17 protein-coding genes are annotated in these 18,659 nt (G+C 70.1%); 4 read left to right on the top strand and 13 right to left on the bottom strand.

Annotated elements, in window-relative coordinates; translation table 11 throughout:
• The first annotated feature begins 58 nt into the window (after positions 1 to 58).
• Both VFX99_RS14065 and VFX99_RS14060 read left to right on the top strand, forming a co-directional pair.
• On the top strand, positions 59 to 760 hold the full coding sequence (locus tag VFX99_RS14065; protein WP_329666917.1) for a glycosyltransferase family 2 protein: 702 nt from the start codon (positions 59 to 61) through the stop codon (positions 758 to 760).
• Complete coding sequence (locus VFX99_RS14060) at positions 760 to 1,152, top strand: DUF2304 domain-containing protein (RefSeq protein WP_329666916.1); 393 nt, start codon at positions 760 to 762, stop codon at positions 1,150 to 1,152. Before VFX99_RS14065 ends, VFX99_RS14060 begins: the two co-directional genes overlap by 1 nt.
• Here VFX99_RS14060 and VFX99_RS14055 read toward each other — a convergent pair.
• The 10 genes from VFX99_RS14055 to VFX99_RS14010 form a co-directional block, all read right to left on the bottom strand.
• Complete coding sequence (locus VFX99_RS14055) at positions 1,149 to 3,092, bottom strand: DUF6541 family protein (protein ID WP_329666915.1); 1,944 nt, start codon at positions 3,090 to 3,092, stop codon at positions 1,149 to 1,151. The genes VFX99_RS14060 and VFX99_RS14055 overlap by 4 nt on opposite strands.
• Positions 3,093 to 3,095: 3 nt before the next feature.
• Positions 3,096 to 3,839, bottom strand: a complete 744-nt coding sequence (locus tag VFX99_RS14050) for an ABC transporter ATP-binding protein (protein WP_329666914.1) — start codon at positions 3,837 to 3,839, stop codon at positions 3,096 to 3,098.
• A complete protein-coding gene (locus VFX99_RS14045) occupies positions 3,836 to 4,738 on the bottom strand; it encodes an ABC transporter permease (protein ID WP_329666913.1) in 903 nt (300 codons plus the stop codon). Before VFX99_RS14045 ends, VFX99_RS14050 begins: the two co-directional genes overlap by 4 nt.
• 145 nt (positions 4,739 to 4,883) lie before the next feature.
• Positions 4,884 to 7,277: a VCBS repeat-containing protein gene (locus VFX99_RS14040; protein WP_329666912.1), complete on the bottom strand. Its 2,394-nt coding sequence runs from the start codon at positions 7,275 to 7,277 to the stop codon at positions 4,884 to 4,886.
• A gap of 94 nt (positions 7,278 to 7,371) precedes the next feature.
• Complete coding sequence (locus tag VFX99_RS14035) at positions 7,372 to 8,481, bottom strand: glycosyltransferase (RefSeq protein WP_329666911.1); 1,110 nt, start codon at positions 8,479 to 8,481, stop codon at positions 7,372 to 7,374.
• Between the two features lie 5 nt (positions 8,482 to 8,486).
• Positions 8,487 to 9,965 carry an LCP family protein gene (locus VFX99_RS14030; RefSeq protein ID WP_329666910.1) on the bottom strand — a complete coding sequence of 493 codons (1,479 nt, stop codon included), beginning with the start codon at positions 9,963 to 9,965 and terminating at the stop codon, positions 8,487 to 8,489.
• Positions 9,962 to 10,429: a 5-(carboxyamino)imidazole ribonucleotide mutase gene (gene purE / locus VFX99_RS14025; protein ID WP_329666926.1), complete on the bottom strand. Its 468-nt coding sequence runs from the start codon at positions 10,427 to 10,429 to the stop codon at positions 9,962 to 9,964. The genes VFX99_RS14030 and purE overlap by 4 nt, the downstream gene beginning before the upstream one ends.
• A gap of 138 nt (positions 10,430 to 10,567) precedes the next feature.
• Positions 10,568 to 11,704, bottom strand: coding sequence for a 5-(carboxyamino)imidazole ribonucleotide synthase (locus tag VFX99_RS14020; protein ID WP_329666909.1), 1,137 nt, complete (start codon positions 11,702 to 11,704; stop codon positions 10,568 to 10,570).
• A gap of 115 nt (positions 11,705 to 11,819) precedes the next feature.
• On the bottom strand, positions 11,820 to 12,383 hold the full coding sequence (locus VFX99_RS14015) for a PH domain-containing protein (protein WP_329666908.1): 564 nt from the start codon (positions 12,381 to 12,383) through the stop codon (positions 11,820 to 11,822).
• A 50-nt stretch (positions 12,384 to 12,433) separates the two neighbouring features.
• Positions 12,434 to 13,228: a biotin--[acetyl-CoA-carboxylase] ligase gene (locus tag VFX99_RS14010; RefSeq protein WP_329666907.1), complete on the bottom strand. Its 795-nt coding sequence runs from the start codon at positions 13,226 to 13,228 to the stop codon at positions 12,434 to 12,436.
• Positions 13,229 to 13,363: 135 nt separating this feature from the next.
• Here VFX99_RS14010 and VFX99_RS14005 point away from each other — a divergent pair, with 135 nt between their 5' ends.
• Together VFX99_RS14005 and VFX99_RS14000 are read left to right on the top strand one after the other, a co-directional pair.
• Positions 13,364 to 14,953 (top strand): acyl-CoA carboxylase subunit beta, encoded by a 1,590-nt coding sequence (locus tag VFX99_RS14005; protein WP_329666906.1) that lies wholly within the window; start codon positions 13,364 to 13,366, stop codon positions 14,951 to 14,953.
• Positions 14,950 to 15,189, top strand: coding sequence for an acyl-CoA carboxylase subunit epsilon (locus VFX99_RS14000; RefSeq protein WP_329666905.1), 240 nt, complete (start codon positions 14,950 to 14,952; stop codon positions 15,187 to 15,189). Before VFX99_RS14005 ends, VFX99_RS14000 begins: the two co-directional genes overlap by 4 nt.
• 372 nt (positions 15,190 to 15,561) lie before the next feature.
• Here the strand turns inward: VFX99_RS14000 and VFX99_RS13995 are convergent, their stop codons facing one another.
• From VFX99_RS13995 to VFX99_RS13985, 3 genes are read right to left on the bottom strand one after another with little or no spacing between them, the layout of a single operon-like run.
• Positions 15,562 to 16,623: a hypothetical protein gene (locus tag VFX99_RS13995; protein ID WP_329666904.1), complete on the bottom strand. Its 1,062-nt coding sequence runs from the start codon at positions 16,621 to 16,623 to the stop codon at positions 15,562 to 15,564.
• A complete protein-coding gene (locus VFX99_RS13990; protein ID WP_329666903.1) occupies positions 16,620 to 17,876 on the bottom strand; it encodes a sensor histidine kinase in 1,257 nt (418 codons plus the stop codon). The genes VFX99_RS13995 and VFX99_RS13990 overlap by 4 nt, the downstream gene beginning before the upstream one ends.
• A complete protein-coding gene (locus tag VFX99_RS13985) occupies positions 17,863 to 18,537 on the bottom strand; it encodes a response regulator (RefSeq protein WP_329666902.1) in 675 nt (224 codons plus the stop codon). The genes VFX99_RS13990 and VFX99_RS13985 overlap by 14 nt, the downstream gene beginning before the upstream one ends.
• Between the last annotated feature and the right edge of the window lie 122 nt (positions 18,538 to 18,659).

Genomic DNA, 18,659 nt, shown 5'->3' with positions numbered 1-18,659 from the left:
TCCGGCATCGGACCGCGGAGCGCCCGTCAAGTCTACCTGCCTCTGCAAGAATGGAACGATGAGCACCGAGGGCCCTGCGGGAGTGCCGACTCCCGACCAGGGGGCCTGGGTGGTCATTCCGCTGTACAACGAGGCATCCGTCATCACCGACGTGGTGACCGGTCTGCGAGCGTCGTTCCGCCACATCGTCTGCGTCGACGACGGGTCCACCGACGGTTCCGCGGCTGCCGCACGCGCTGCGGGGGCGACGGTCGTGGCCCACCCGGTGAACCTCGGTCAGGGAGCTGCGCTTCAGACCGGCATCGAGTACGTGCTCGAGCACCGGTCGGCGGAGTACATCGTGACCTTCGACGCGGACGGCCAGCATCGCGTCGAGGATGCCGTGGGGATGGTGCGCACGGCGAGACGCGACGACCTCGCCATCGTCTTCGGATCGCGCTTCCTCGACGATCGCACCAGGCCCGGCTGGATGAAGCACGTGATCCTCAAGACGGCCGTGTGGGTCACGAACCAGACCACCGGGCTGCGTCTGACCGACGCCCACAACGGGCTCCGTGTCATCCGTCGGGACGCGGCCGGCTACGTACGACTGAAGCAGGATCGCATGGCGCACGCCACCGAGATCGTGCTGCAGCTGGGCAACACCGGGCTGCCGTGGGCGGAGTACCCCGTCGAACTGCTGTACACCGACTATTCGAAGGCGAAGGGTCAGAGCGTGCTGAATTCCGTCAACATCCTGGTCGACCTGGTGGTGCGCTGATGCTGATCCAGATCATCCTCATCGCGGCGATCGTCGTCATCGGCATCCTCGTGATCCGCAATCCGGGCAGCGACAGCCACCTGGCGATCCGCCGGCTGCTGCTGTTCGGCTTCGTCATCGTCGCGGTGCTCTCGGTGCTCTTCCCGCAGTGGCTGTCCTGGGTCGCCTCGCTGATCGGCGTCGGCCGCGGCACGGATCTCCTGCTGTACGCGCTCGTGCTGGTCGTCCTCGTGGTGATCGCGACGCAGTACCGCACGAACGTCGAGCAGAATCGGCGGATCACGCAGCTCGCGCGTCGCATCGCGCTGCTGGAAGCACGCGAGCGCGAGCGCACGCCCGCGGGTCCCGGCGATCCCGGCCTGCCGCCGGATCGCTTCGACGCGCCGCGCTAGTCGCAGGCGGTGATCCGCCACAGCGATGCGCGGCCCTCGCGGTCGACGAGCTCGAAGCCCTCGCTCGCCTCGATGTCGGTGAATCCGGGCAGCACGTAATGGCCGTATTCCTGATCGCCGGGGCCGAAGTCCAGCACGTAGCGGCTGCCGATCGCGTCGAGGGCGGGGCACACCTGCGGGTCGGTGGCCGCTGCGTGAAGGCTGCTCGCGAGCACCTCGTAGGCCAGCGTGCGCGGAGGCTGCCAGGTCATCGGGTACACCGCGTGGTCGCCGAGCGCATAACCGAACGCCATCCCCGTCGAGGGATTGCCGACGATCAGCTCGTCCGGCGGGACGCTGTCCGAGAGCCGCTCCAGGAGGGCGCGCTCATCGAGGCTCAGATACGACGATTCGTCGATCTGGTACCAGGTGACGCGGTCCACGGCGCCGGTCCAGACGTCGCGCCACTGGATGACCGGTGCGACGGCGAGTGAGACCGCTCCGAACGCGGCGAGGATGCCGATCGTCCAGGCCGCGGCCGTCGCACCTCCGGCCTGGGGGTCGCGGCGGCCGGTCAGGGCCTTGCGCGCCCACTCCGTGACGGCCGACACCCCGATGCCGGCGAGCGGGATCACGACGATCGGGAACAGCGCCGTGATGCGGTACGGGTCGTCGTAGAACGGGCCGATGAGTGCGCGAGCGGTGGGGTTCCCGACGGCGACGGCGATGAAGTAGAGGCCGGCCAGCAGGACCCACGAGGTCGCCAGCCAGCGCAGCGTCGGCCGGCGCACGCAGGCGATCAGACCGAGGATCATCAGGATGCTGACGCCCCAGGCCGGGGGGAATCCGAGCTGCCCGTTTATCACGACGTCGATGACGCCCAGCACGCGACCGCGGGAGTGCGGCCAGATGCCGTCGAGGAGGTACCCCATGGCGAACCACGCGACCGCGAGGATCAGGAAGCCCGCCGTTGATGCGATCACCAGGATCGCGCGCTGCCGGCCAGTGGCCACGCGCCAGACGCCGAGCACCCACCACAGCGCGAACGACCCGGCCAGCAGCGCCCACGCGAGCAGAAGGGAGGGCTGTGCCAGTGCGATCGCCGTCAGTCCCGCCACGATCAGGAGGGCGCCCCAGACTGCGTCACGTGCGGGAGAACGCGAGGCGCGCAGGCGCGCCTCGAGGTCGATGACCGTGGCGACCGCCGCCGGAACCAGCGCGATCGCGAGCAGCGACGGGTAGAGGACGCCCCACTGGATCATCAGCAGCGGAAACGCCGCGAGAGCCGCGGACAGGGTGGCCGCTGCTCCGGCCGCAAGCCGATTCCCGCCGCTAGCGACGAGCGTGAGCCATGCGACGCCGGAAGTCCAGACGAGACCGCCGATCACCAGGCTCATCGCGTTGGCGACGACGACGACATCCGCTCCGGTCGACAGGGCGACGAGGGATGCCGGGGCGTGCCAGGCGGCGGGGTAGAAGCTCGAGATGCCCAGCATCCCGGTGATGTCCAGGGACGACGCCGAGCCCGATTCCACGATGTAGCGCAGCGCGTTCAGGTGGAACACCCCGTCGTTGGTCTGCGACACGTTCTGCGGCGAGCCGATGTACAACGCCAGACGAAGGGCGGCGAGCACGGCTCCCACGCCCAGGCCGGCCGGGATCAGCCAGCGCGGTCCGGTCCCCTTCATCGCTGAGCCGGCCGTCGGACGCACGAGCACTCCGATCCCCCACACCGCCAGGGCGACGACGACCGCGGCGGCACCGGCAGTCCAGGGCGACCAGGGGACGCCGACGAGGCCGAACAGCAGCGCGGCGACGGAGAGGACCGCTGTGCTCGCGACGGGAGCGAATGCCAGCAGCGCCAAGCCGCGGAGCCTCGCGGCGAGCCCGAAGGCGAGACCGGGCAGGAGCATCCAGGCGACGGCGACCAGGACGGCGCCGGACGCCGCGAGCCACTCCATCGCTCAGCCCTCGACGATGGCGATGGCGCCCTCGACGGGCCCGTCGTAGATGACGTCGCCCTTGTTCAGGACGATCGCACGCGCACAGAGCTCGCGCACCATCTCCATGTCGTGGCTCACCACCACCAGGGTCTTCCGGGCCGCGATGAGCTCCTCGAACTTGGTTCGGCACTTCTCCCGGAACGGCGCATCGCCCACGGACAGGATCTCGTCGACGAGGAGGATGTCCAGCTCGACGTGGATGGCGACCGAGAACGCGAGCCTCATGAACATGCCAGAGGAGTAGTGCTTCACCTCCTGGTCGATGAACGGCTCGATCTCGCTGAATGCGACGATCTCGTCGTACCGCGCCTCGATCTCCTTGCGGCTCATGCCCAGGATGGCCGCGTTGAGGAACACGTTCTCGCGACCCGACAGCTCAGGGTGGAATCCCGCGCCCACCTCGATGAGGCCTGCCACGCGTCCGCGCGTGAGCACCGAACCGCCGTCGGGCTGCATCACGCCCGACACGAGCTTGAGCAGGGTCGACTTCCCCGATCCGTTCAGGCCGAGGATGGCGACGGACTCCCCCTCGTTGATGACGATGTCGAGGCCTTTCAGTGCCTCGAACTGGCTCGTCAGCTTCCGACCGCGAATCCACGAGACGATCGTGTCCTTGAGGGAGAAGGCGTGGTTGAGGGTGAACGTCTTGTGCACATCCTCGACGACGATGCTGGGCCGCAGCTCGGCGGCGATCTGGCTGTTCACAGGTCCTGGGCGAACCTTCCCTCGAGGCGGCGGAAGACCGCCTGCCCGACGAGCAGGACGACGACGGTGAGGAGGAAGGTCCACAGCGTGTTGATCGCCAGGCCGGGGGCGATCGGGATCGTCGTCTCGGTCACGGGATACCAGAACGCGAAGTGGAAGAGCTCGACGGCCTGCGTGATCGGGTTCAGCAGGTACAGCTCCAGCAGCCATGACGGCCATCCGAGCTCTGTGATCGCGTCCTGGACCATGACCCACGAGTAGAGCACCGGTGAGGCCCAGGTGGCCAGGAGGAGGAGGAGCTCCACGATGTTCTCGGCGTCGCGGTAACGGACGTTCATCGCCCCGAACAGGAGTCCGAGACCGAGCGCGAACAGCATGACCAGTGTCGCGCCCGCGAGGATCGCGAGCACCGAGAGGACCGAGATCGAGGTGATCCAGCCCAGGAACAGGCAGACGACCAGGAGCAGGCCGACCTGGGGCAGGAAGTGCACGAAGGCGACGATCACCGCCGAGACCGCGAACAGCTGGCGGGGGAGGTAGACCTTCCGCACCAGCGGCGCGTTTCCCACGATCGAGGTCGTCGCGTTCTTGAACGCTTCACTGAAGAGGTTGATCACGACGATGCCCGAGAACAGGTACACGGCGTAATTCGGGATGCCGCGCTCGAGGTTGAGGAACAGCCCGAGCACGACCCAGAAGACCAGGAACTGCGCAGCGGGCCGCACATACGACCACGTCCAGCCCAGGACCGAGTTGCGGTAGCGGGTCGTGACCCCGGTGCGCACGAGCAGTCGCAGCAGGTAGTGCCAGCGGAAGACGTCGAGCAGGCCGCCGGCTTTGCCGGGGACATCGAACGACGATCGCGGCACTAGCGCGAAGGGGTCTCGGATCTGGGACACTGCTCAACTCATCGGGTAGGACGTTGCGGCCCATTCCGCACACAGGTTGCGATTCTACGACAGTGCCCTGCGTCTCCGATGCGAAGGGCGCGGGCCGCTCGGCCGATCAGAGGAGGCGCGGCATCCGATCCGGAGCAGTCGGCGATCAGCCGAGCTGCTGCATCCCGTTCCAGCCCTGGCCGATCACCGAGCCGGACAGCCATCCACCACTGCCGTCTCCGCGGTACAGGTAGAGCTGTCCGCCGGGCGTGCGCGCCAGAACGTCCGGCCCGCCGGCGCGGTCGAAATCACCCGGACCGATGATCGCGGTGAACCCGTGCCACCCGACTCCGATGCCGCGGGGTGTGCGCCAGCCGCCGGAGCCCGACGCCGGGTACAGCCACAGCGAGCCGTCGGCTTGGCGGGCGAGGATGTCGGGCGCGCTGTCGCCGTCGAAGTCGCCCGCGTACAGCAGCGAGGTCATCCCGGTCCAGCCGGTGCCGATCGTGACGAGACCACCGAGCCACCCGCCCGCTCCGTCTCCGCGGTACATCACCAGGTTGCCCGAGGCGTCCCGGCCGACGACGTCCACGTTCCGGTCGCCGTCGAAGTCGATGCCGCCGACGAGCAGGCCGATCGTGCTCCAGCCGTTGCCGATCACGATCGGTGCGTCGAAGGTGCTGTCGCCGCGACCCTTGAGGATCTCGAAGGTGCCGTCCGCCAGCACGCGTCCGACGTCGGAGGGGCCGTCGCCCGAGAAGTCTCCGAGGGTCACCAGCCGGCTGCCTGCCGGCCATGCGCCGTCGATCGCGGTCGAGCCGCGCCAGCCTCCGGCGCCGTCTCCCCGATAGGCCAGCAGCTGTCCGGCGTCCGTCAGGGCGAGGACGTCTCTCGCGCGGTCGCCGTCGAGGTCGCCGGCACCGGACGGGAAGACGCGGACGTTCGCCGTCGCCGGCCCTGTGCCCACGATCTCGAGCATCCCCTGCCAGCCGGTGCCGACCTTCGTCCCGCCGGCGATGCGACCGCCGCCCGTGCCGTAGTAGTGCCACAGATTGCCGGCCGAATCGCGGGCGAGGATGTCGCGGATCGAGTCGCCCGAGAAGTCACCCGGGCTCAGAACGGTGGTCATCCCGCTCCAGTTGCTGCCGATCTGCGTCGCATCCCGCCAGCCGCCCGCCCCGTTGCCCGAGTACAGATACAGGTTGCCGTTGCTGTGCCGCGCGATCAGGTCCGCAGCGCCGTCGCCGTCCATGTCGGTGCCGCCGGACAGCAGGCCCATGCCACCCCAGCCGTTGCCCACCGCGATCGGAGTGCGCAGTCGCCCAGCACCCGTGTTGCGCCACAGCAGCAGGTCGCCCGCGGCGTTCGTCGTGAACGCATCGGGCGCGCCGTCGCCGTCGAAGTCGCCTGCGGCCGTGGCGAGCACCGCTCCGGACCAGTCCGCGCCGAGCGGCCGCGACCGGCCGTAGCTCAGACCCCCGTCGCTGCGGTACACCGTCGTGGCGCCCGCGGCGCTCACGCCGACGACGTCCCGGTGCCCGTCACCGTCCAGGTCGCCGACTGACAGCATCCGCCGCGTGTCGGGCAGAGTCCCGACCTGCACCTGTTCGCCCCACGCACCGCCCGATGCGAACGGGTACGCCCACAGCGCGCCGGCGGAGTCGAGAGCCATGACGTGCGCCGACGTGTCGACAGACGACACGGTGGCGAGCCGGGTAGCCCCGAACCAGTCTTGGAAGTACTGATAGAAGTTGCGGTTGCCGTAGGCGGAGCACGCGTCGCCCTCGCCGTAGCCGGCGCGGATCGCCGCGCCGTTCGGCTGATAGGGGGTGTAGTAGTAAAGATTCGCAGTCGCCTGGTTCTGGACGTACACGGGGGCGCTTCCGCACGACTCGTTGGGGTGCCAGCGGATGTTCCACGTGTTCCCGGGCGCGAACCACGTGAAGTACTGACTGGTTCCGGGCGGGTTGGCGTAGCGCTTCAGCTGCCATGCCGTGCCGTAGACCTGGTTGAAGAAGCCGTAGTAGCGCGTGTCGCACGCCGCGGTGTCGGGGCATCCCTGACCCATCGCGATCGTGTACCGCCATTCGCTCGGCCAGGTGTGCGTGACGAGCCCCTGCTCCTTCTGGAGCATGACGATGAGGACCTGCGGATTGATCCCGCACGCCTGCGCGACCTTGTAGATGATGGTCGACGAGCGCTCGCGCACACCGCCGGAGTAGGCGCCGCACATCGCGTCGGCGGAGGTCGTCCGCGACGTGTCGTACCAGTCCTTGAGGCAGGTGTAGCCGGATTGGCACGTCGGCACCCGGTCCTCGAGGAACCCCTGGATCTGCGCTGCGCTCATTGTTCCGGAGTTGTAGAACACCGCGTCGCTGATGATGTTGCCCGGCTCGAACTTCGACAGGTCCGCCATCAGTATCGAGGTCTGCGCCGCCGAGGGTGCCGCACTCGCGGGGATGGCCTCGAGGGGCGCTGCGATGGCGGCCGTCCCGCCCGCGCCGAGCATCCCGATCCCGAGGACAGCGGCGATCAGCCATCCGATGGTTCGCCGGATCACACGCACACCGATATACCGCTCACTGCCCTCGTCATGTGAACAGTGTGGCGGAAGTTACTGCTGATACGTGGTATTGAACGAAACGCAGTTCTGATCAGAGGTCGGCGTGGAGCTGCCAGACGCGGTCGGCGGACTCCCGCCACGAGAAGGCGCGGCCCCGATCGGCGGCCAGGACGCCCAGCCGATCGACGGAGGCGGTGGAGGCGAGGGCGCGGCTCAGCGCGTCACCCAGCGCATCCGGTTGACCGTCGGCGAGGATCCCTCCGTCGACGATCAGCTCGTCGTGCACCGGAGAGGATGCCGCGACGACCGGAACGCCCAGCGCGAGGGCTTCGAGCACGCGCCACGGGAACGCGGTGCGGTGCGCGGGCGCCACGAATGTGACGGCGGCTCCGAACACGGCGGCGCGATCCTCGCGGCCGAGCGCGCCGCGCACGTGCAGGCTGCGCTCCGGGATGCCGGCGGCAGCCGCCAGATCCGCGATCGCGGGCTCTTCCCCTTCGCCGGCACCGATCACGACGACGGGAAGATCCGCTGCCGCGCGCCCGACGGCGGCGAGTCCCTGCGCGAGCGCGTCTGTGGGCGCGGCACGACCCGCGAGCAAGACGAAGCCCTCGGGCAGGTCGAGCGCGCGGCGGCGTCCGACCTCGTCGGTCGGGACGGCGAGTCCTGTGGGCGCAGCGCCCGCGATCACGCGGATCCGCTCGCCGAACGCGGCGAGCTCACCGAGCCGCTGCGCCATCGAGTGCGTGGGCACCACGACGGCATCGGCGTGTTTGACCGCACGCTTGAGCATGGCGCGGTTCCACGAGACCACCGACTTCGGCCATTCGCCCGGCGCCTCCCACGGGCCGAGGTCCCAGATCGTGACGACGGTCTGGTCGTTGTCGTGGACGCGATCGTGGCGGACGAGCGGGGCGAGCAGGGTCGGCGAGTGGATCATCCCCGCGCCGACGCCGGTGGCGACTCCGAGTTGGAGGGCCGCAGCGAGCTCCCTCCGCGCGAGCGCGGCGCGCCGAAGGCGCGCGAGCCCGGGAATGGCCACGGAGCGGTCCGGCGGTCCCGCTGGCGCTATTCCCTCGACCTCGCAACCGGCCGGTGCACCGGCGATGAGACCGCGCGTGAGCTCCCGGGCAGCGGTCTCCAGGTCCGGCTCCGTCGGCGCGACGAGCTGGTCGAGCATCACGCGCAGCGTTGCGGTCATTCCGCTCAGCCCTCCGGCTCCGGCGTCGGGGTGGGCGGGTGGAGCGAGAGCTGCACGAGCTCCTGGATGTAGGCGTAGTCCGGGTCGAACTCGTCGATTCCGCTCGCGGGCGTGAGCTCGATGGTCGTCACCGGCTGCTCCTTGGCCTTCAGCGCGAGCTCGGCGAGGAAGGGGAGCATCGACTGCGGCAGATCGGTCTGCACCAGATCCTGACCGGCCAGCGCGACGTCCTGGAACCGGGTGAGTACCACCTCGGGCGTGAACTGGGCGAGGATCGCCTGCTGGAGCACCCGCTGCCGCTTCATCCGGTCGAAGTCGTCGGTGGTGTACCGAGAGCGCGCGTACCACTGCGCCGTGTCCCCGTCCATGTGCTGCGGTCCGGCCTCGATCCAGCCGATCGCCCAGTCCTCGGCGGGCTCGCCATCGTACGAAGGGCCGCCACCCTTGGGCAGGCGCTGCTCGACCGTGACGTCCACGCCTCCGAGCGCGTCCACCAGCGCAGCGAACCCGTGCATGTCGAGGAAGACGTAGTACGGGATCTCGATGCCGAGGATCCCCTCCGCGGCATCCTTCGTGGCCTCGATCCCCGGCTCGGAGCCGTTGAGGACGGCATCCGGATACAGCGAGTTGCCGTCCTGGCACACCTCGACCTCGGTGCGCAGCTGGTTGATGCCGCTTCCCCATCCGCAGCTCGAGTCGGCGTGACCCTCGTGGCCGTCGGGATAGCGATCCAGCATCGGACCGGCCGAGAACGGAAAGTTCGGCATGTCCCGCGGGATGCCGGTGATCGTGGTCGCGCCGGTCTCGGCGTTGACGGAGACCACCGAGATGCTGTCGAACCGCATCGAGTCCCGTCCCTCGCCGCTGTCGGCGCCGAGCAGAAGGATGTTGTAGTAGCCGTCGCTCGGAGGCACGGACGGGCCGCTCGCACCGAAGATCGCACCCAGCGTGTCGCGGGTGGTACCGGCGATCTGCGCGGCGTAGACCGCACCGCCGCCCGCGACGACCAGGAGCAGGACGGAGAGCGCGGCGATGCCGAAGCGTGCGGTCGGCCCGGTCTTGACGAGCCGGACCAGACGCAGCGTGTCGATCGTCAGGATCACCCAGAGCACCGCATAGGCGAGGAGGATCCCCTGGATCAGCAGCAGCGGTGCTCCGCGCAGGAGGCTCAGCCAGTCCGGCAGCCACGCGCCCGTGATCAGACTGAGCATCGCGGTCCGCCAGAGCAGCGCGCCGAGCACTCCGAGGATGAGCATGGCCCACATCGCAAGCGTCGCGCCCAGCCCGACCCGGGCGAGCCGCCGATTTCCGGCTGCGGCCTGCGCCGATCCGGGAATGAGGAAGTTCAGCAGCACCAGCCACCAGCCCCGCCGGGTCATCACCTCGCGGGAGGCGGTGTCGGGGTATCGCAGCGGCTGGTCCTCGACCACCCTCGGCGTGGCGCGTCCCGGGGGTGCCGGGCGCGGCGGACTCGCGACGCTCACAGAGACTCCTTGAGCCGCCGGTTCTTGTCCTCCACCTGCGACTCGAGGTCTCGGGCGTAAGCCTCGATCCGCTCGGCGAGCCCGGCGTCCGTGGCTCCGAGGATGCGCACCGCGAGGAGCCCGGCGTTCTTCGCGCCGCCGATCGAAACCGTCGCAACGGGGATTCCGGCGGGCATCTGCACGATGCTCAGCAGCGAGTCCATGCCGTCGAGCGTCGCCAGCGGAACCGGCACTCCGATCACCGGGAGGGTCGTGACCGAGGCGAGCATCCCGGGCAGGTGCGCGGCGCCGCCCGCCCCCGCGATGATCGCGCGGAGCCCGCGCGCTCGGGCCTCCCTCCCGTAGCGGATCAGCTTGTCCGGCGTGCGGTGGGCCGAGACGACCTCGACCTCGTGCGGGACCTCGAAGTCGCTCAGGATCTGCGACGCGTCGCTCATGACGCGCCAATCCGAGTCGGAGCCCATGACGACGCCGACCAGGGGCGCGTCGGAGGAATGCAGCGGCCGGGTCACCCGATCAAGGCTAGGGGCCCAGGCTGGAAGAAACCCGCAACGGCGCGGTGCTTCCGCGGCCCATCCGGCGGAGATCCGGCCGGCGCGTGCTCAGTCCAGGAAGAGGGATGCCGCGGCGCGCGCCTGGTACGCGACTTCGTCGAGGTCGTCGCCGATCACGTTGACGTGCCCCACCTTCCGGCCCGGGCGCGGCGACTTGCCGTACGTGTGCAGCTTGGCGGCCGGATGCGCCGCCATCGCCGCGGCGAATCGCTCGTCGAGCGTGCCCTCGGCAGGCCCGCCGAGGATGTTGACCATCACCGACCAGGTCGCGGATGCCGCGGCATCCCCCAGCGGCAGGTCGAGCACAGCGCGGAGGTGCTGCTCGAACTGGCTCGTGAGCGCCCCGTCCTGAGTCCAGTGCCCGCTGTTGTGCGGGCGCATAGCAAGCTCGTTGACGAGCAGCCGCTGGTCGGTGGTCTCGAAGAGCTCCACAGCCAGCATCCCGGTGACGCCGAGCCCCTCTGCCACGCCGACACCGATCTGCGCCGCGACGTCCGAGAGACGTCCGGCAGCGTGCGGGGCGGGCGCGATCACCTCGGCGCAGACGCCGTCGCGCTGCACGGTCTCCACGACCGGGTAGGCCCGCACCTCGCCGGATGGACTGCGGGCGATCTGCTGTGCGAGCTCGCGGGTGAAGTCGACGAGCTCTTCGACGAGCAGGCCCCCGCCGCGGGCGTCTTCGGCGAGCGCGGCGAACCAGTCCTCCGCCTCTGCGGCGTTCGAGACGACGCGGACTCCCTTGCCGTCGTATCCGCCGCGCGGCGTCTTCAGGACCGCGCGGCCGCCGTGCGCATCGAGAAACGCCTGCAGCTGCTCGGAGTCGGTCACCGCCGCCCACTCCGGCTGCGGCATCCCGAGTTCCTGCAGTCGCGCACGCATCAGGAGCTTGTCCTGCGCGAACTGCAGCGGGTCGGGACCCGGATGCACCGGTACGCCGGCCGCGACGAGCGCCGCGAGGACGTCCTGCGGCACGTGCTCGTGGTCGAACGTGAGGACGTCCACCTCGCGCGCGAACTCCAGGACGGTGGACGCGTCGCGGTAGTCCCCGACCGCGGCAGCCGCCAGGGAGGCCGCCATCCCCTCCTCCTCGGCGAGCACGCGGAGCTCGATTCCCAGCTCGACCGCAGGCGCGATCATCATCCGCGCCAGCTGCCCTCCGCCGACGACTCCGACTCGCAGCGCCATGGGGCTCCTTCCGTCGCGTGCCCTCGCTCCATCATCCCGCAACCCGGCCGCGCTCCGATCCGGCGGTCACGTCCGAGCTGCGTGGTTGTGCAGACGTTCGGCCCGGCGAGCGACCTCAGGCCGTAGGAGGTGCGGGCGGCGCCGGCGGCAGCGCCTGCGCGTCGCGGTGCGCGAGGATCTGGTTGACCTCGACCTGGTCGACGAGGGCTTCGTGGACGAGGCCCACACTCGGGATGTTCACGAGCCGCATCGGCTGATCGACACCGTTGGTCAGCACAAGGGTGCCCGCGCCCCACATCCGCTGCAGGAGTCCCCGCCGCTCCTGGATCGTGTACCCGCGCACGTGGCTGAGCTCCTGGCGGCGGACGCCGAAGACGCCCGACCGCTCGAGCACTCGCCGGGTCGTGATCGTGTACACGTGCGCCCACCACGACAGGTAGGGCAGCAGGACGAGGAACAGCACGAGGGCTGCTGCGGCGGTCAGCAGCATCCAGTTCTCGAAGGGCGCGGGGAGGTTGCCCCAGAAGAACCCGAGCGCCCCCGCCACCGCTATGAGCACCAGCGCCGACCAGAACAGGCGGCGGGCGTGCCCGCGGAAGCGTGCGACACGCAGCTCGGGTGTCGGCGCGCCGGGTACGACCATCGGCGGCCTGCCGCCGTACGTGGTCGGCTGGGTCATGCTTCCATTGTCGCGCTCACCGCCGACACGGGAGGCTGCCACGCCCACCGTCAGCGGACGTGGACGACGTCTCCCGCCGACACGGCCGTCTCGGCTCCGTCCTGGACCACGACCAGGCGCCCGTCCGGATCGATCCGCTGCGCGCGGCCGTGCAGTCGCGCCCCATCCGGGAGGGTCACCACGACGGCGGACCCGAGCGTCGCGCACAGCGCCTCGATCTCACCGAGGATGCCTGCGGCCGCGGCATCCCCCAACGCCGCGGTCAAAGCCGTCAGCTGGGTGTCGAGCGCGACGAGGTAATCGGCCAGCAGTCGGTCCTCATCCACCTCGAGGCCGACCGACGCGAACGAGGTCGCGGTGTCCACCGGCAGATCGGCGCGGGTCATGCGGGTGTTGACGCCGGCGCCGATCACGACCGCGTCGGGATGCTCCGGCACGACCTCGGCGAGGATGCCGCTGAGCTTGCCTCCGTCAAGGAGCACGTCGTTCGGCCACTTCAAACCCGCGGTGTGCGACGTGCCGCGCACCTGCTGGAGGACCGCCCGCGCCATCGCGGCCCCCGCGATCAGCGGTATCCACGCGCGCGCCGGGATCGGCAGGGCGCCCACCCGCACGAGCACCGAGATCGCCAGCCCGGTACCCGGCGGAGCGGTCCACGTGCGGTCGAGGCGCCCGCGACCCGCCCGCTGGTCGGTGGTCAGCACGACGGAGAGGTGCGGCCACTGGTCGGGAGAGGCGGCTGCCGCCTTCAGCAGATCCGCGTTGGTCGAGCCGGTGGTTTCGGCGACCTGGAGACGCGGCGAGACGGCGGCGGCGCGGGGATATCCGTGGGGCGGTATCGACATGCGCTCACCCTACCGAGAGCGCTTCGCGCGCTCCCAGGGCCGGCTCGCCGCACCGGTCGACCCGACAGCGGATGCCGCGTGCCCTTGTGCGAAGCCTCCAACCGTGCGGCGGAACCCGCCGATAGGGTGGAACGCGTGACCGATCAGCCCGACCTCTTCACCACCGCCGGCAAGATCGCGGACCTTCGCTCGCGGTACCAGGAGGCCGTCGTCGATGCGGAGAAGACGGCTCAGCACAAGCAGCACGCGAAGGGCAAGCTCACCGCACGGCAGCGCATCGAGATGCTCGTGGACACCGGCAGCTTCGTCGAGTTCGACGAATACGTGCGGCACCGCACCACCGCGTTCGGCATGGAGAAGTCGCGGCCCTACGGCGACTCGGTCGTCACGGGAGTCGGAACCATCCACGGTCGCACCGTGGCCGTCTACGCCCAGGACTTCTCAACCTTCGGCGGATCGCTCGGCGAGGTGGCCGGCGAGAAGATCATCAAGATCATGGAGTTCGCCCTCCGCGGCGGCATGCCCTGCGTCGGGATCCTCGACTCGGGCGGTGCCCGCATCCAGGAGGGCGTGGTCGCACTCGGCAAGTACGGCGAGATCTTCCGGCTGAACACCCAGGCCTCCGGCGTCATCCCGCAGATCTCGCTCATCATGGGCCCCGCCGCGGGCGGTGCCGTCTACTCCCCCGCACTGACGGACTTCGTCATCATGGTCGACAAGACCAGCCAGATGTTCGTCACCGGCCCCGATGTCATCAAGACGGTCACCGGCGAGGACGTCGGGATGGAGGAACTCGGCGGCGCGTACACGCACAACACCCGCTCCGGCGTCGCGCACTATCTCGCCGAGGACGAGGACGACGCGATCGACTACGCGCGCACGCTCCTGGGCTTCCTTCCCGACAACAACATGGCGGAGCTGCCGGTGTACGAGAGCGGGTTCGAGTTCGAGACGACGGATGCCGATCGGTTCCTGAACACGCTGATCCCCGACTCCCCGAACCAGCCGTACGACATCCACCAGGTCATCTCGCATCTGGTGGACGCGGGCGACTTCCTCGAGGTGCAGCCGCTGTTCGCCCCCAACATCGTGATCGGCTTCGGTCGCGTCGAGGGTCGGACGGTGGGCATCATCGCGAATCAGCCGTCGCAGATGGCCGGAACACTGAACATCGAGGCGGGCGAGAAGGCCAGCCGCTTCGTGCGGTTCTGCGACGCCTTCTCCATCCCGATCCTCACCCTCGTGGACGTCCCGGGGTACCTGCCCGGCACCGACCAGGAGTGGACCGGCGTCATCCGCCGGGGCGCGAAGCTGCTGTACGCGTACGCCGAGGCCACGGTGCCGCTGGTGACCGTCATCCTGCGCAAGGCCTACGGCGGGGCGTACATCGTGATGGGGTCGAAGCAGCTCGGCGCCGACGTCAACCTCGCGTGGCCGACGGCCGAGATCGCGGTGATGGGCGGGCAGGGAGCGGTCAACATCCTGTACCGCGGCGAGATCAAGCGGGCCGAGGCGGCCGGCGAGGACGTCGCGGCCGTTCGGACGCGCCTTGCGAACGAGTACACGTACAACGTGGCATCGCCGTTCCTCGCCGCCGAGCGCGGCGAGCTGGACGGCATCATCGAGCCCGCGCAGACCCGCGTCGCCGTCGCCAAGGCGCTGCGCGCCCTTCGCGGAAAGCGCGCCGAGCAACCGCCGAAGAAGCACGGCAACATCCCGCTATGACGCCGCCGTCCGACCTCCCGGAGACTGCGGAGAGCATGCGCGTCGACGTGCTCCGCGGTGCGCCGACGAGCTCCGAGCTCGCCGCCCTCATGGCGGTGGTCACGGAGGCCTATCAGGACGAGTCCGCGGGTGCCACGGCAGACGAATCTTCGGGCCGGGACGCGTGGTCGCTGTCGCAGCGGTCCCTGCGCGCACCGCTGCGGCGCGACCTCGGGTGGGGACGCTTCGGAGGCTGAGAGCTGTTTCCCGGAGCGGCTGTCGAAGATGTCCCCCGAAATACCTACAGACGCGAAGGTCGACCGCCCTCGATACTGGAGGAGCTGGAACGCATTATGCGTTCGGCCGACCTGCTCACCATTCGTGGATAGCCCAGGTTCGGCCACGCGGACGGTTTTCGGGTAACTGTCCGCCAGGTGAGGGGCGGGCGGCTTCGTCGCCCCTCACCTCCTCCCACTCCGCTCCCCGCCCCGGCTCCCCTCCCCCGCCGGGGCGAGGAGCGAGAACCCTTTCCGCCTGCGCGGCAACGTGCGGCTGGATGCGCGTGATATCGAGACTGCGAACGGGGCTGCCGCTCGGTGCTCGGCATTCGACTGGGCGCCGGTCTATCGTCAGGCTGCGCCGGGATGATCGATCTCGCGCCACAGGTCGACGGCGTCCTCGTCGGACAGCCCCGGCCCCGCGTTCGAGCGACCCACCACGGTCACCGCCACCCGCTCGTGCGGGGAGGTGCGGATGTACAGGCGGTCCGAGCGCGCCGCGCGGAGTGTCTCGGCCAGCTGGGTGCGGATGATGGCGAGGGTCGCCTCGTCCAGGCCGTCGAGGCCGCCCTCGTCGAGCACCGTGACGTTCGTACCGCGGCGCCGGGCTCGTTCCAGCTCGGCGTGGACGGCGTCGTCGAGCAGTCGCGGACCCCGCATCTCGTCGCGCAGGCGCCCCTCCGCCAGGCGGGCCTGGGTGCGCTCCTCCTCGTCGAGCGATCCGCCGGACGCGACGGTGCGGGTCAGCACGGGCCCCGCGACCGCGAGCGCCCGCTGCACCTGGATGCGGCGCTCCCGCTGGCGACCGCTCTGCGAGGCCTGCCAGGCGGATGCTGCCCGCTGAAGCTGTGCGAGCTGATCGGTGTCCCGTGCCGCCCGGTCCATTGAGCGCAGCATCAGCTGCGTCGCCGAGACCCACACGAGCGACCCGACGAGTCCGAGAGCGAGGGCATTGAGTGGACCCATCCAGGCCATCGATGCGATCGCGAGGGCAGCGATGCCGCTCCACGCGATCCAGGGGCGACGGCGCACCATGACGATGGTCATGAGCGCACCGATTCCGCCGAGGTACCACGTGGCGAACGGGGCGGTGCGCGAGTCGGTGCCCACGGCGACCGCGATGGCGCTCGGCACGATGAGGGCGCACGCCAGGGCGAGAGCTCCGGCCCATGATGGCAGCGCCGTGCGAGACCCTCCGGTGAGCGGGGCCGTCGATGGACGGTCCGCCGCCATCGGTGCCGCACGCCGCGGCTCCCAGAAGATGCAGAGCCAGGTCGTCACGAGGTACAGGCTGAGAGCCGCGATCACGACCAGCGGCTGCGGGACCGGAGCTGTCCACCACAGTCCGCGGGCGGCGAGGTAGGCGGTGAACGCCACCCCGAGCACCACGATGATGCGCCGCACGCTGATCATGGCGTTCCCTCGCGCCACTCGAGCTGCACCGTCGTGCCGTCGCGGTCCGACTCGATCGAACTGGTGCCGCCGACGGCCGCCACGCGAGCGAAGATCGAGGCGCGGATGCCGAGGCGATCGTGCGGCACGCGATCGAGGTCGAATCCCGCACCGGTGTCGCGGACGGTGATCCGCACGTGCGCAGGATCGGCGCTTCCCTCCACCGTGACGGCGAGACCGGAGCCGCCCGCGTGCTGGGCGGCATTGGCGACGGCCTGCGTCGCGGCGAGCACCAGGGCGCGGGCGATCCTGCCCGGCATCGACGGGGTGCTCTCGGTGACCGACCGTTCGACCCGCACGTGCACGCCGAGCTCGAGCGCCGCGCGTTCGATGTCGTCCGCGAGGCTCGCGGCCTCACGCGGTTCGTCGCTGCCCTCCTCGGAGTCCTGCTCGGTGTTGGCCAGGCGGGTGAGGGCCTCGCGAGCCATCGCGACGGCGAGCGTGCGCTCGCGGGGCGTGCGCGCCCGCTCTGCCGCGATCAGCGCGGCCAGGACGCTGTCATGCATGAGCGCGGCGACCGCGATGCGCTCCTGCTCGGCCGCATCCGCGGCTGCGGCCGCCGCATACGACTCGACAGCACGGGCGCGGGTCTCATCCACATTCGCCGCGACCGAGCGGAAGACCCACCCGAGGGTCACGAGCATGCCGCCGAGGATGAGGGCGAACGAGACGTCCAGCGCGACCGAGAACCAGTAGTCGCGTGCGAAGGCCCCCTGGATGAGCCGGACGACGCCGAACAGGATCGGGACGAACGCGGTCCACACGATCTGCAGGAGCAGCGGGAACGCGAGCACGCTGGCGACGGTCGCGACGTTGACCAGGTACCAGATCCACGGCTGGTTGTCGGGGTCGGCCGAGCCGCCCACCGTCGCTATCGGCCAGAGGATGAGGGCGAGCGGGTAGATCAGCGCGAAGAGCCCCGCGAACAGGCGCACGCCGCGGCCGGCCAGGCAGGCGACCAGCATCGCCGCCAGCGGCACGAACGTCATCACCATGAGGGGGACGTGCCACCCCGGGCTCTCTTGACCCGGACCCAGCGCGGCGAAGAACGCCTGGGCCCCGAGGGCGACGCTTCCCAGGCCGACGACGATCGAGATGATCCGCTCGATGCGCAGGCGCGTGAACGACCCCAGACCGGCCGTCGTCTCCCTCGTCTGCGGAATGTGACCCCACGCATCGTCGAGGATCGCGCGAGTGCTCTCAGGCTCCGTCACTACCGGCACTTTCGCGGTCGCTCGGCTCGGCGAGGATCCCGTCCTCCATCGCGCGGCGGAGCAGATCGACCTTCGTCGGCGCGGGACGTCCGACCTCGACGTACTTCACGCGCACGCGGGTGATGTTCTCCTTGGCGGTCGAGTAGGCCACTCCCAGCCGGTCCGCGACGACCTTCAGCGGGAGACCGGCCGCATACAGGCGCAGGACGTCCCGCTCCCGGGCCGAGAGCTGCGCGTCGGCGAAGGCCCGATCGCCTTCCACGGCGCTCGCCCATTCGACGTTGTTCAACGGCTCGCCGTTCGCGACCGTGCTGATCGCCGCGATCACGTCGTCGATCGGCGAGGCCTTGCTGACCACACCGGCGGCACCCGCCGCCAGCGCTTCGCGGACCGCGGCGGGGCGGTCGGCGACGCTGTGAATGATTACGCTCGACCCGTCGAGCACCAGGCGGCGCACGTTCTCGGTCACGGTGGTGCCGTCGCCGAGTGTGAGGTCCAGCACCACCACATCCGCGGGGGCCGAAGCAGTGAACGCTCTCCAGTCCACGTACCCCGTGACGTTGCTGCCCGAGAACACGACGTCGTTCTGCGCACGCGCGCAGGCAGCCTCGAGCCCGAGGCGCACGGACTCGTGATCGTCGATCAGCGCCACCCGTGTCATGGTGCCAGCCTAGCGACGCCGCACCCTCGCCACCCGCCTCAGCGGACGAACGTCGCGACGGCTTCGATGTGGTGCGAGTTCGGGAAGAGGTCGAACGCCGACACGCGGCCCAGTTGGTAGCC

The sequence above is a fragment of the Microbacterium sp. genome (genome assembly GCF_036277215.1).
In the GTDB taxonomy this organism is placed as follows: Bacteria; Actinomycetota; Actinomycetes; order Actinomycetales; family Microbacteriaceae; genus Microbacterium.
Note: the sequence above shows the minus strand (reverse complement) of the source record. Positions and strands in the feature narration are given on the sequence as shown.